This is a genomic window from Janthinobacterium sp. GW821-FHT03A03, assembly GCF_059421435.1.
In genome coordinates, this window is record NZ_JBWKUZ010000001.1 from 1,155,891 (window position 1) to 1,168,554 (window position 12,664).

At 63.7% G+C, this 12,664-nt stretch carries 9 protein-coding genes; 8 read left to right on the forward strand and 1 reads right to left on the reverse strand.

Annotated elements, in window-relative coordinates; all coding sequences use genetic code 11:
- Window positions 1–45 precede the first annotated feature (45 nt).
- The 6 genes from AC07VI_RS05290 (at window position 46) to AC07VI_RS05315 (ending at window position 8,134) form a co-directional block, all read left to right on the forward strand.
- The gene (locus AC07VI_RS05290) at window positions 46–786 is read left to right on the forward strand and encodes a response regulator (RefSeq protein WP_099374092.1); all 741 of its coding nucleotides are present in this window, start codon (window positions 46–48) and stop codon (window positions 784–786) included.
- Window positions 783–2,321, forward strand: coding sequence for a sensor histidine kinase (locus AC07VI_RS05295; protein ID WP_253251932.1), 1,539 nt, complete (start codon window positions 783–785; stop codon window positions 2,319–2,321). The genes AC07VI_RS05290 and AC07VI_RS05295 overlap by 4 nt, the downstream gene beginning before the upstream one ends.
- Entirely contained in the window at window positions 2,314–2,628 is a 315-nt protein-coding gene (locus AC07VI_RS05300) for a DUF4212 domain-containing protein (protein WP_086145898.1), read from the forward strand. Before AC07VI_RS05295 ends, AC07VI_RS05300 begins: the two co-directional genes overlap by 8 nt.
- Entirely contained in the window at window positions 2,625–4,673 is a 2,049-nt protein-coding gene (locus tag AC07VI_RS05305; protein ID WP_086145899.1) for a sodium:solute symporter family protein, read from the forward strand. The genes AC07VI_RS05300 and AC07VI_RS05305 overlap by 4 nt, the downstream gene beginning before the upstream one ends.
- A gap of 161 nt (window positions 4,674–4,834) precedes the next feature.
- Window positions 4,835–6,811: an alpha/beta hydrolase family protein gene (locus AC07VI_RS05310; protein WP_226935444.1), complete on the forward strand. Its 1,977-nt coding sequence runs from the start codon at window positions 4,835–4,837 to the stop codon at window positions 6,809–6,811.
- A gap of 96 nt (window positions 6,812–6,907) precedes the next feature.
- Window positions 6,908–8,134 carry a 6-phosphofructokinase gene (locus AC07VI_RS05315; protein WP_086145901.1) on the forward strand — a complete coding sequence of 409 codons (1,227 nt, stop codon included), beginning with the start codon at window positions 6,908–6,910 and terminating at the stop codon, window positions 8,132–8,134.
- 123 nt (window positions 8,135–8,257) lie between these two features.
- On the opposite strand, the gene AC07VI_RS05320 is transcribed toward AC07VI_RS05315, so the two are convergent.
- The gene (locus AC07VI_RS05320) at window positions 8,258–9,115 is read right to left on the reverse strand and encodes an IclR family transcriptional regulator (protein ID WP_086145924.1); all 858 of its coding nucleotides are present in this window, start codon (window positions 9,113–9,115) and stop codon (window positions 8,258–8,260) included.
- Window positions 9,116–9,279: 164 nt separating this feature from the next.
- Between AC07VI_RS05320 and AC07VI_RS05325 the strand changes: the two genes are divergently transcribed.
- Both AC07VI_RS05325 and AC07VI_RS05330 read left to right on the forward strand, forming a co-directional pair.
- On the forward strand, window positions 9,280–10,896 hold the full coding sequence (locus tag AC07VI_RS05325; protein ID WP_492996015.1) for a GMC family oxidoreductase: 1,617 nt from the start codon (window positions 9,280–9,282) through the stop codon (window positions 10,894–10,896).
- A gap of 116 nt (window positions 10,897–11,012) precedes the next feature.
- Window positions 11,013–12,344 carry an MFS transporter gene (locus AC07VI_RS05330; protein WP_086145902.1) on the forward strand — a complete coding sequence of 444 codons (1,332 nt, stop codon included), beginning with the start codon at window positions 11,013–11,015 and terminating at the stop codon, window positions 12,342–12,344.
- Window positions 12,345–12,664: the final 320 nt, after the last annotated feature.

Below are 12,664 nucleotides of genomic sequence, written 5' to 3' on the forward strand. Positions count from 1 at the left end.
AAACACAATACAAGCTTCTATGCCGCAAGCCGAGGAAGTCTCACCATGCGTATTTTACTTGCCGAAGATGACAGCGTACTGGCCGATGGCCTGACCCGTTCGCTGCGCCAGTCGGGCTATGCCATCGACTGCGTCAAAAACGGGCAGGAAGCCGATACGGCCCTGTCCACCCAGGAATTCGACTTGCTGATCCTCGACCTGGGCTTGCCGAAAATGTCCGGGCTGGAAGTGCTGCGCCGCCTGCGCGCGCGCGCCTCGCTGCTGCCCGTACTGATCCTGACGGCCGCCGATTCCATCGAGCAACGCGTGAATGGCCTCGACCTCGGCGCCGATGATTATATGGCCAAGCCGTTCGCCCTGTCGGAACTGGAGGCAAGAGTGCGCGCCCTGACGCGCCGCGGCGCCGGTGGCGGCGCCACCATCATCAAGCACGGGCCGCTCAGCTATGACCAGGTGGGCCGCAGCGCCTACATCAACGACCAGATGCTCGACCTGTCGGCGCGCGAACTGGGCTTGCTGGAAATCCTGCTCGGTCGCACGGGCCGCCTCGTATCCAAGGAGCAACTGGTCGACCATCTGTGCGAATGGGGCGAGGAAGTGTCGAACAACGCCATCGAAGTGTATGTCCACCGCCTGCGCAAGAAAATCGAAGTGGGCGGCGTGCGCATCGCCACCGTGCGGGGCCTCGGTTACTGCCTGGAAAAATTCTCGGAGGCGCGCCTGCACGCCGAAGCGGCTGAGGCTGGCAACGCGGGCAATCCCGCCAACACGCCCGCCAGCAAGTGAAGGCGCGCGAGGCGCCCGCGGACGAGGCGGCGGAAGACGACTGGTTCGAGCCGCCCACCACGGAGCAGGATGACACCATCGAGCATTCGCTGTTCGGCGAAATCCTCGACTGGATGCTGGCGCCCCTGCTGCTGCTGTGGCCGATGAGCATCGCCATCACCTATCTGGTGGCCAAGAGCATCGCCAACCAGCCCTTCGACCATGCGCTGGAAGACAGCGTCACCGTGCTGACGCAGCAGGTAAAACAGGCCGACGGCCAAGTGCTGCGCCGCCTGCCGGAAAACACTGGCGGCAAGCAGGGCCGCGATTTCCTGCGCGGCGACGACGTCGACACCCTGTATTACCTGGTGGTGGGGGGGCGTGGCGAATACCTCGACGGCGACCGCGACCTGCCGCCGCCGCAGGACCCCGACAAATACCGCAGCGGCACGGTGCTGTTCCGCAACGACACCATCCACGGCACGCCCGTGCGCGTGGCGTTCACCTATCTCGACATGCCGTCCAGCACCGACGACGAGCCGCGCCGCGCGCTGGTGCAGGTGGCCGAGACGCTGGAAAAGCGCGCGCAACTGGCCAATGAAATCATCAAGGGCGTGATTTTGCCGCAGTTCATCATCCTGCCCGTGATCCTGGCCCTGGTCTGGTTTGCCCTGGCGCGCGGCCTGTCGCCGCTGGCGCAATTGCAGGAACGCATACGCGCGCGGCCGCCCGACGACCTCTCCCCCATCGAGTCGGGCCAGGTGCCCGAGGAAATCACGCCGCTGGTCGGTTCGCTCAACGAAATGCTGGCGCGGCTGTCGTTGTCGATCGACATGCAGAAGCGCTTCATCGCCGATGCGGCGCACCAGATGAAAACGCCGCTGGCCGGCATGCGCATGCAGTCCGAGCTGGCCTTGCGCCAGACCGACCACGACGAAATCCACCGTTCGCTGCTGCAGCTGGCCAAGAGTTCCGAAGCGGCCACGCGGCTGGTGAACCAGCTGCTGGCCCTGGCGCGCGCGGAAAACCAGCCGCAGGCGGGCACGGCATTCGAACCGATCGAACTGAGCGAGCTGGCGCGCGGCGTGGTGCAGGACTGGGTGCAAGCGTCGTTTGCGCAACATATCGACCTGGGCTTCGAGCAGCCCGCGTATTCGATCATGATTTCCGGCAACGCCATCATGCTGCGCGAACTGCTGAGCAACCTGATCGACAACGCCCTGCGCTACACGCCGGCCGGTGGCAGCGTGACCGTGCGCGTGCGCAGCACCCTGGAGCTGGCCATCCTGGAAGTCGAGGACACGGGCCCCGGCATTGCGCCGGCCGAGCGGGCCCACGTATTCGAGCGCTTTTACCGCATTCTGGGCAGCAATGTCGACGGCAGCGGACTGGGCCTGGCCATCGTGCGCGAAATTGCCCAGCAGCACGGCGCTGAAGTCGACATTTTTCACAATCCGCGCGCGCACTCGCCGAAGCTGCCGGGCACCTTGCTGCGCCTGAGCGTCGCCCTGCTCCTGCCGGACCCGCCCGAAGAGGATGACATCACGTATGGATAAGCCCAGCCCTCCTGCCGCGCCTTCGCGGCCGTCGCAAGCGCCCAGCCCCGAACTGCAGCAGCGCCGCGATGCACACTGGAAAAAAACGCGGCGCCTGACGGCCATCCTCCTGACCATCTGGCTGCTGACGGGCTTTCTGACCGTGTTTTACGCGCGCGAGCTGCTGCACCTGAACCTGTTCGGCTGGCCCCTGCCCTTCTACATGGCGGCCCAGGGCGCCTCGCTGGTGTACCTGGCCATCATCGCCGTGTATGCGTGGCGCATGCGGCGCCTGGACCGGGCTTTTCATGCCGAGGAGCAAGCATGAGCGGCCAGCGCACGTTCTTTGCGCGCCTGTGCCGCTACTACCTGCTGTTTGCCGGCGGTTTCGCCGCCTTCCTGCTGGCCCTGACGGTGCTGGAACAGGAAGGCATGCCGCGCGCCTGGATCGGCTACCTGTTCATGTTCGCCACCATCAGCCTGTACGCCACCATCGGCGTCATCAGCCGCACCTCGAACGTCACCGAATACTACGTGGCGGGGCGGCGCGTGCCGGCCATGTTCAACGGCATGGCCACGGCCGCCGACTGGATCTCGGCGGCCAGCTTCATCAGCCTGGCGGGCGGCCTGTACCTGAACGGCTTCGACGGCCTGGCCTTCATCATGGGCTGGACGGGCGGCTATTGCCTGGTGGCGCTATTGATCGCGCCCTACCTGCGCCGCTTCGGCCAGTACACGATTCCCGATTTCCTCGCCGCCCGCTACGGCAGCGGCGCGGACGGCCGCGGCGCCAGCGTGCGCGTGGTGGCCGTGGCCGCCACCATCATCGTCTCGTTCACCTACGTGGTGGCGCAAATCTACGCCGTCGGCCTGATCGCCTCGCGCTTCACGGGCGTGGATTTTTCCGTCGGCATCTTCCTGGGCCTGGCCAGCATCCTCGTGTGCTCCTTTCTTGGCGGCATGCGCGCCATCACGTGGACGCAGGTGGCGCAATACATCATCATCCTCGTCGCCTTCCTGATTCCCGCCATGTGGCTGTCCGTCAAGCATGCGGACAATCCCGTGCCGCAAATCGCCTATGGCAAGGTGCTGCCGCAGCTGAGCGCACGCGAACACGTGCTGGAAGCGGACCCGAAAGAAAACGAAGTGCGCACTATCTTCCGCCAGCGCGCGCAAAGCTATCAGGCGCGAATCGACGCCTTGCCCGCGTCCTGGGAGCAAGGCCACCTGGCCGCCCAGCGCCAGCTCGATGGCTTGCGCCAGCGCAATGCCTCGCTGTTCGACATCCGCAATGCGGAACGCACCCTGATCGCCTATCCGAAAAGTCCCGATGAAGCGCACATGCTGTGGCAAGCCGCGCAGGCGCACAACCAGAAGCGCGCCGAACCGATCACGCCGCATGCACTGCCCTTCCCCGCGGCCGACCGCGCGCAATCCGACATCAAGCGCAACAACTTCCTCGCCCTCGTGTTTTGCATGATGCTGGGCACGGCCGCCCTGCCCCACATCCTGATGCGATCGTACACCACGCCCTCGGTGCATGACACGCGCGTCTCCGTGTTCTGGACCCTGTTTTTCATCCTGTTGATCTACCTCACCATTCCCGCACTGGCCGTACTGGTCAAGTACGATATTTATTCTGCGCTGGTGGGCACGCAATACGCGAACCTGCCCACGTGGGTGTCGTACTGGGCCAATGTGGACAAGCTCAGCCCCCTGATCAGCATCGTCGACGTGAACCGCGACGGCATCGTGCAACTGGCGGAAATTTCCATCGACGCCGACGTGCTGGTGCTGGCCACGCCCGAGATCGCCGGCCTGCCCTACGTGATTTCCGGCCTGGTGGCGGCCGGCGGCCTGGCCGCCGCCCTGTCGACGGCGGACGGCTTGCTGCTGGCCATCTCCAACGCCCTGTCGCACGACATTTATTACAAGGTGGTCGATCCCACGGCCTCGACGCAGAAGCGCGTGACGATTTCAAAATTGCTGCTGCTGGCCGTGGCCTTCATCGCCGCATATGCCGCCTCGCAAAAGCCGGCCGACATCCTCTCGCTCGTGGGCGTGGCCTTTTCGCTGGCCGCCTCGACCCTCTTCCCGCCCCTGGTGCTGGGCGTATTCTGGAAACGCGCCAATTACCAGGGCGCGCTGGCCGGCATGTTCACGGGCTTTGGCGTCTGCCTGTACTACATGCTGCACACGAGCACCATGCTGGGAGGCAATGCGAGCGGACAATGGTTTCATATTGCACCGATTTCCGCCGGCATCTTCGGCGTGCCGGCCGGCTTGGCCGCCGCCGTGCTGGCCAGCTGGCTGACGCCGGCGCCGGGACGGCGCAGCACGGGACTGGTCGACCATATCCGCGCGCCGGAGTGAGGGGCGCATAACCTCCGGCAAACGCTCGTTCAGTCTCCCGCGCCACTGCGAGACACGTTGACCGATATTACTTTAATGATAATATGTTGCATTAAGATAATTTCCACAAGGGAAACATGTTTAGCAGACATTGGGCAGTTGTACTACTCGCATCATTGAGCATGTTGACCGCGGCGCCAGCCGCATGGGCGACCGATGCCGCGCCAGCGGCCGCAGCGGGCACACGGATTCCCATCGAAAGTTTTTTCGAGAATAGTTCCTTCAGCGGCGCCATCCTTTCTCCCGACGGCCGCCGCCTGGCCGTGCGCGTGGCGCCTGGCGGGCAACGCGTGCGTCTGGCCGTGCTGGACCTGGCGAGCATGCAGGTCAAGGTGGTGGCGTTTTTCAGCGATGCCGACGTGAATGACTTTCGCTGGGTAAATGATCAGCGCCTGGTCTTCGACCTGGCGGACCGGCAACTGGCGCAGGGCGCGCTGCGCTACGGCCCCGGTTTGTACGCCGTCAACGCCGACGGCAGCAATTACCGGCAACTGGTCACGCGCACCGATGTACGGCAAAACAAGCGTGCCATCTTGTTGCTGCCATGGAATACGTTCCTGCTTGAAAGTATTGGCGACCAGCAATCGGACGACGTGTTTGTCACCCAACCCGAATTTACGCGCCCTGGCGAAGTCAATGACTTGGCGTTGCTGCGCCTCAATACGAGTACCGGCATCGTCAAAACCATCGCGCAGCCGCCCGGCACGCGCAACTGGCTGTTCGACAAGCAGGGCCAGCTGCGCGTCGCACAGGTACGCAACGGCGCCCAGGAAGAAATCCATTACCGCGACAGCGCCGAAGCGCCGTGGCGCACGCTGGCCCGCTTCGACGCCTACAGCGGTGGCAAGGATGCGTTCACGCCCGCCTTCTTCGCGCCGGATGGCGCGCTGTACGTGCATGCCCGCCATGGCGGCGACAAGCTGGCCCTGTACCGCTACGACCTGGAAAAAAACCGTTTCGATGACGCGCCCCTGGCCGCCTCGCCCGACTTCGACGTGCAGGTGGAAATGCTGGGCGGCAGCGGCCGCCTGCTGGGTCTGCGCTATGAAACCGATGCGCAAACCACGCAGTGGTTCGATGAAAAAATGCAGGCCATGCAAAAGCAGGTGAATGCCTTGTTGCCCACGAGCGTCAACAGCCTGTCCACCGGCTGGCGTTCGGCCACGCCCTTCATCCTGGTACGCAGCGTTTCCGACACCATGCCGATCACTTATCGTCTGTTCAACAGCGAGACGGGCAGCTTGAGCGTGCTGGGCAGCGCACGTCCCGCCATCTTGCCGTCGCAAATGGCGAACAAGGACTTGCGTCATTACAAGGCCCGCGATGGCCTCGACATTCCCGCCTGGCTGACCATCCCCAATGGCGGGGCAAAAAAACGTCCCATGGTGGTGCTCGTGCATGGCGGTCCCTGGATGCGCGGCAGCTGGAACTGGAATGCCGAGAGCCAATTCCTGGCCTCGCGCGGCTATGTCGTGCTGGAACCGGAATACCGCGGCAGCACGGGCTATGGCCAGCATCACTTCCAGGCAGGCTGGAAGCAATGGGGGTTGAAAATGCAGGACGACATCGCCGATGGCGCGCGCTGGGCGATTGCCGCAGGCCTCGCCGACCCGCAACGCATCTGCATCGCCGGCGCCAGCTACGGCGGCTATGCCGCGTTGATGGGGCTGATCAACGATCCGGACCTGTTCCGCTGCGGCATCGACTGGGCCGGCGTCACCGACATCGAGCTGCTGCGCAATGGCAGCTGGGGCGGCTACTCGGACGTGTCCGAACACTACCGCCGATACGGCATGCCCGTGCTGATCGGCGACCCCGTCAAGGATGCGGCCCAGTTCCGGGCCACCTCGCCGCTGCAGCAGGCGGCGCGCATCACGCAACCCTTGCTGCTGGCCTATGGCAGCGCCGACCAGCGCGTGCCGCTGCCCCATGGCCGCCAGTTCTACGATGCCGTGCGCAAGACCAACGCGCAGGTGGAATGGGTCGAATACGCCACGGAAGGCCACGGCTGGGCCTTGCCGGCCACCCGCTACGATTTCTGGCAACGCGTGGAGACATTCTTGGACCGCAATATCGGGCCAGGCAGCCACCGTCAATAACTTGGCACGCCGGCGCTGTTGATGCATATGGGAAAAGACAACGCCCCGGCCAAAAAGGAGTAGGCTGGAGGGCCGTGCCACTTCCGAGGAAATCTCATGCCGTCTGGAAAAATTCTTGTCGCCCAGGGAGGCGGCCCCACCGCCGTCATCAACCAGTCGCTGGTGGGCGTGGTGCTCGAATCGCGGCGTTTTCAGCACGTCACGCGCGTGTATGGCGCGCTGCACGGCGTGCGCGGCATCATCAATGAAGAGTTTGTTGATCTGACGCAGGAAACCAGCCATAACCTGGAACTGGTGGCCGCCACGCCGTCCTCGGCCCTCGGTTCCACGCGCGACAAGCCGGATATTGCCTATTGCCAGCAAATCTTCGAAGTATTGCGCGCGCACGAAATCGAGCATTTCTTTTACATCGGCGGCAACGACTCGTCCGACACGGTGCGCATCGTCAGCGAGGAAGCGCACAAGGCCGGCTATCCGCTGCGCTGCATCCACATCCCGAAGACCATCGACAACGACCTGGTGGGCAGCGACCACACGCCCGGCTTTCCCTCGGCCGCGCGTTTCGTCGCGCAGGCCTTCGCCGGCGCCAACCTCGACAACGCGGCCTTGCCCGGCGTCTACGTGGGCGTGGTGATGGGCCGTCACGCGGGCTTTCTGACGGCCGCCTCGGCGCTGGGCAAGAAGTTCCCGGACGACGGCCCGCACCTGATCTACCTGCCCGAGCGCGTCTTTGCGCTCGATCAATTCCTCGCCGACGTGAAGGCCACCTATGCCAAGTACGGACGCTGCGTGATCGCCGTCTCGGAAGGCATCCACGATGCGTCCGGCGAGCCGATCGCCAGCCTGCTGGCCAGGCAGGTGGGCAACGAAGTCGAGCGCGATGCGCACGGCAACGTGCAATTGTCGGGCACGGGCGCGCTGGCCGACCTGCTGTGCGATGAAATCAAAGCCAAGCTCGGCATCAAGCGCGTGCGCGGCGATACCTTCGGCTATCTGCAGCGCTCCTTCATCGGCTGCGTCTCTGATGTCGACCAGCGCGAAGCCCGCGAAGTGGGCGAAAAAGCGGTGCAGTTCGCCATGTGGGGCGAGCGCGACGGTTCCGTCGCCATCAAGCGCACGGGCTTTTATTCCGTCGACTACGAACTGCTGCCCCTGACGGACGTGGCGGGCAGGACGCGCACCATGGAAGACGAGTTCATCAGCGCCAGCGGCACGGACGTCACCGATGCTTTCCGGCTGTATCTGCGCCCGCTGCTGGGCTCGGGCATGCCCGATGCGTTCCGCTTGCGGGCGGCGAAGGTGGCGAAGGTCTTGAAGCCTTAACCACCTGACCAAACCTACTGCGTGTCGCGCGTCGCGGCCTGCGATGCTCACTGCCTCGGCGGCCCCGTGCCCAGCACAGCTGCGCGTCTCGGTCACGACTCACATCCGCTCGCTACGGTTTTGTTAGGTGTTGTGAACCGTTTCTGCCAGCAGCAGCGGCCGTAGTTTCACGGCCGCTTCCTTGAGCTGCGGCACATGTTGCATCAATTGCTCCACGGACTTGCGCGCCACGGGCGCGTGGCAGGCCACGGCCGCCACGATGCGCCCGTCGGCCGCGCAGATGGGCACGGCCACTGCCACCATGCCGTGCACGAATTCCTCGTCATCGATACCGATGCCCAGCCGGGCGATGCGCACGATCTCGCGCTCGAGCAGCACGGGGTCCGTGATGCTTTTCGGCGTGCGCGCCTGCAGGGTCAGCATGGCCAGCAATGCGCGCCGCTCCAGCAAGGTCATGTGCGCCAGGAACAGTTTTCCGCTCGCCGTGCAATGCATGGGCGCGCGCGTGCCCAGCACCAGGTGCAAACGCAGCGCTTCCTGCGTTTCCACCCGGTCCACATACACCACCGCATTGCCCTCGGGAATGGCCAGATTGCACGTCTCGCCCGTGGCCGCCACCAGGCTGCCCAAAATGCTGCGGCTCACGCGGATCAGGGCGTTGTTGCGCAGGGTCGCCAGCGCCAGGTTGGTGGACGCCGCCCCAGGCACATAGCCGCGTCCGACGGGCGTGCGCAGCACGTAGCCATGTTGCTCCAGGGTATCGAGCAGACGCATCATGCTGGCCTTGGGCACCTGCATGCGCGCCGCCAGTTGCGACAGGGTCAAGGGCTGGCTGGCGCTGGCCAGATGCTCGATCAGGCGCAGCACGCGCAAGCCGCGCGCCTCGTCGCCATGGCTGGCCGCCGCATGGGCAGCCACCACGCCGCCCGCCGGGCGGTCTTCGTCGGCCCCAGCCTGCCGTTTTTGAAACGCATCATGCATGTTCTGTTTCACCTCTCGCGTATGCGGTGGTTTCCGCTTGTCCCGGTGCTGCACGTCTTTTATAAATGGAACAAGACGTTCCAAAAATAATCAATAAAGACCAGTGTATCGCAAAAAACGCCCATCGAGGCGGCTGAGATACCGCAACGCAGGAGACAAGCACAATGTTGCAAAAACAATATGACTACATCATCGTCGGCGCCGGTTCCGCCGGCTGCGTGCTGGCCAACCGCCTGTCGCACGACAGCAGCCACCAGGTATTGCTGCTGGAAGCGGGCGGCAAGGACAACAATCCCTGGATACACGTGCCGGTCGGCTATTTCAAGACCATGCACGACCCGAAGCTGGACTGGTGCTACCGCACGGAAGCGGACGCCGGCATCGCCGGGCGCCAGTTGCAATGGCCGCGCGGCAAGGTCCTGGGCGGCTCCAGCTCGCTCAACGGCCTGCTGTACGTGCGCGGCCAGAAGGAAGACTACGACCGCTGGGCCGAGCTGGGCAATGCAGGCTGGAGCTATGCCGAGGTGCTGCCCTATTTTAAAAAATCGGAAGACCAGGAACGCGGTGCCAGCGATTACCACGGCGTGGGCGGTCCGTTAAAGGTGTCGGACCTGCGCCTGCGCCGCCCCATCGCGGAACACTTCATTGCCGGCGCCACGGAAAGCGGCATCCCCTTCAATGCCGATTACAACGGCGCCACGCAGGAAGGCGTCGGCTACTTCCAGCAGACGGCCAGCAAGGGCCTGCGCTGCAGCACGGCGAAAGCCTTTTTGCGCCCTGCCCGCAAGCGCGCCAACCTGCGCGTGGAAGTGCGGGCGCAAATCACGCGCGTGCTGTTCGAGGGCAAGCGCGCCGTCGGCATCGAGTTCCGGCAGAATGGCCAGTTGCGCCAGGCGCGCGCCAGCGGCGAAGTGATTTTATGCGCGGGCGCCATCGGCTCGCCGCAAATCCTGCAATGCTCGGGCGTGGGGCCGCGCGCGCTGCTCGAGGAAGTGGGCGTGCCCCTCGTGCACGACTTGCCCGGCGTGGGACAGAACCTGCAAGACCATCTGCAAATCCGCCTCGTCTTCAAGACCCGGCTGAAAACCCTCAACGATGAAGTCAACAGCCTGTGGGGCAGGCTGTGGGTGGGCATGCAATATGTGTTCTCGCGCTCGGGGCCTCTGACCCTGGCGGCCAGCCAGGTGACGGTGTTTACCAAATCCTCGCCGGAAGTGGCGCGGCCCGACATCCAGTTCCACATGCAGCCGCTGAGCGCCGACAAGCCCGGCGAAGGCGCGCATCCGTTTTCCGCGTTTACGTCGTCCGTGTGCCAGCTGCGCCCTCACAGCCGCGGCCACGTATCGATCAAGTCCGGCGATCCCCTCGCCTACCCGGGCATTTATCCAAATTATCTGTCCGACCCGCGCGACCAGCAGACGGCGATTGCCGCCCTGCGCGTGGCGCGCAGGATCGCCGCCGCGCCGTCGCTGGCGCCGCACATCCTTTCCGAGTTCGTGCCCGGCCCGCAATTCGAGACGGATGCGGAATTGCTGGACGCGGCGCGCCGCTTCAGCCAGTCCATCTATCACCCCAGCGGCACCTGCAAGATGGGCCATGACGCACTGGCCGTCGTCGACGCACGCCTGCGCGTGCACGGCATGCAGAACCTGCGCGTGGTCGATGCCTCGATCATGCCGGAAATCGTCTCGGGCAATACGAACGCGCCCACCATCATGATCGCCGAAAAAGCGGCCGACATGATCCTGGCGGACGCCGTGCGCCTGCCGCAGGCGGCCTGACCCACCCATTCCCGGCAAGGAGGATGTTAGCGGCGGACAGACGGCCCCGCCCCCAATGACCCGGCGACAAGCCAGGCATCAAACACATAATCGATATCGATTGGAGACTAGATATTATGGAAAACAATACGAACAATCCGAAAAAGGCCCAAGAGCTGCGGAAAGTCGTGATGGCCAGCGTGATCGGCGCCACCATCGAATGGTATGACTTCTTCCTGTACGGCGTGGTGGCCGGCATTGTATTCAGCAAGCTGTATTTCCCGGGCGGCGATCCGCTCGTCTCGACCATGCTGGCCTACGGCACCTTCGCCGTGGGCTTTTTGTCGCGCCCCATCGGCGGGGTAATCTTCGGCCACTTCGGCGACAAGATCGGCCGCAAGAGCATGCTGGTGATGACGCTGATGATCATGGGTGTCTCCACCTTCCTGATCGGCGTGCTTCCCACCTATGACCACATCGGCTACTGGGCACCGGGATTGCTGCTGTTCCTGCGCGTGCTGCAGGGTATCGGCCTCGGTGGCGAATGGGGCGGCGCCGTGCTGATGGCGTACGAATATGCGCCGCCGAAGGAGCGCGGTTTCTACGCCAGCCTGCCGCAGATCGGCCTGGCCATCGGCCTGTGCCTCGCTTCCGGCGTGGTGGCCATCCTGTCCTACAGCCTGACGGACGCGCAGTTCCTGTCCTGGGGCTGGCGCGTGGCCTTCATTTTATCGGCCGCCCTCGTCTTCATCGGCATGTGGATACGCCTGAACGTGATGGAAACGCCGGAATTCCAGGCCGTCAAGGAAAAGAACGCGGAGACGCAGATTCCGTTCTTCGACCTGCTGAAACGCTATCCGGGCAATGTATTAAAAGGCATGGGCGCGCGCTATATCGACGGCGTGTTCTTCAATATCTTCGGCGTCTTTTCCATCACCTATCTGACCAACACCATCAAGATCGCCCGCACGGAAGCGCTGATGGGCGTGATGGCGTCGGCCGTCGTGATGTGCTTCTGCATCCCCTTCTTCGGCCGCCTGTCGGACCGCATCGGCCGCAGCAAGGTGTTCTTCTGGGGTTCGCTGATCACGGGCGTGTCGGCCATCCCCGCCTTCTGGATCATGCTGCATCACGCCGACAATCCGTTGCTGCTGTGGTGTTCCGTGATCATCCCGCTGGGCGTGCTGTATTCGGCCGTGTACGGCCCGGAGGCGGCCCTGTTCTGCGACCTGTTCGACGCCAGGGTGCGCTACACGGGCATCTCCTTCGTCTACCAGTTCTCCGGCATCTTCGCCAGCGGCCTGACGCCCATCATCGCCACCTACCTGCTCAAAACGGGCAATGGCGAGCCGTGGCACATCGTCGGCTACATCCTGTTCGCCTCCCTCGTCTCGGCCGTCAGCGTGGCCATGATCGGCAAGGGCGGTTCGCAGCCCGACGGCCGCATGAAGCCGGCGCACGCGAGGTAAGCTGGAGCTGGACGTAAAAAAGCAGGTCCTGCAGAGAGGCCTGCTTTTCTGCATGGACGCCTCCATATAATCATACACGCCAGCACATTTACTGCAAGCCAACTCACCAGAACATATATTCATTCAAAAACTTTCTTATTTTCACGGAAAGGATTTTTTATAAAAACAGGTCCATTTGATATTCATCAAACCACCAGGACCAGCAGGACCTACCATAACCTTCCGAATTTAATAACGCATGCCCTGACAAAAAAAACAGAACTCCAGGCCCCCTGCCAATTAAAAATAATCATACGTAATTTTCTACTCGGGCAGGAAAT

Coding starts and splice junctions, on each gene's coding strand:
- AC07VI_RS05290 (WP_099374092.1), top strand. CDS start 46: ATGCGTATTTTACTTGCCGAAGATGACAGCGTACTGGCCGATGGCCTG.
- AC07VI_RS05300 (WP_086145898.1), top strand. CDS start 2,314: ATGGATAAGCCCAGCCCTCCTGCCGCGCCTTCGCGGCCGTCGCAAGCG.
- AC07VI_RS05305 (WP_086145899.1), top strand. CDS start 2,625: ATGAGCGGCCAGCGCACGTTCTTTGCGCGCCTGTGCCGCTACTACCTG.
- AC07VI_RS05310 (WP_226935444.1), top strand. CDS start 4,835: ATGTTGACCGCGGCGCCAGCCGCATGGGCGACCGATGCCGCGCCAGCG.
- AC07VI_RS05315 (WP_086145901.1), top strand. CDS start 6,908: ATGCCGTCTGGAAAAATTCTTGTCGCCCAGGGAGGCGGCCCCACCGCC.
- AC07VI_RS05320 (WP_086145924.1), bottom strand. CDS start 9,115: ATGCATGATGCGTTTCAAAAACGGCAGGCTGGGGCCGACGAAGACCGC.
- AC07VI_RS05325 (WP_492996015.1), top strand. CDS start 9,280: ATGTTGCAAAAACAATATGACTACATCATCGTCGGCGCCGGTTCCGCC.
- AC07VI_RS05330 (WP_086145902.1), top strand. CDS start 11,013: ATGGAAAACAATACGAACAATCCGAAAAAGGCCCAAGAGCTGCGGAAA.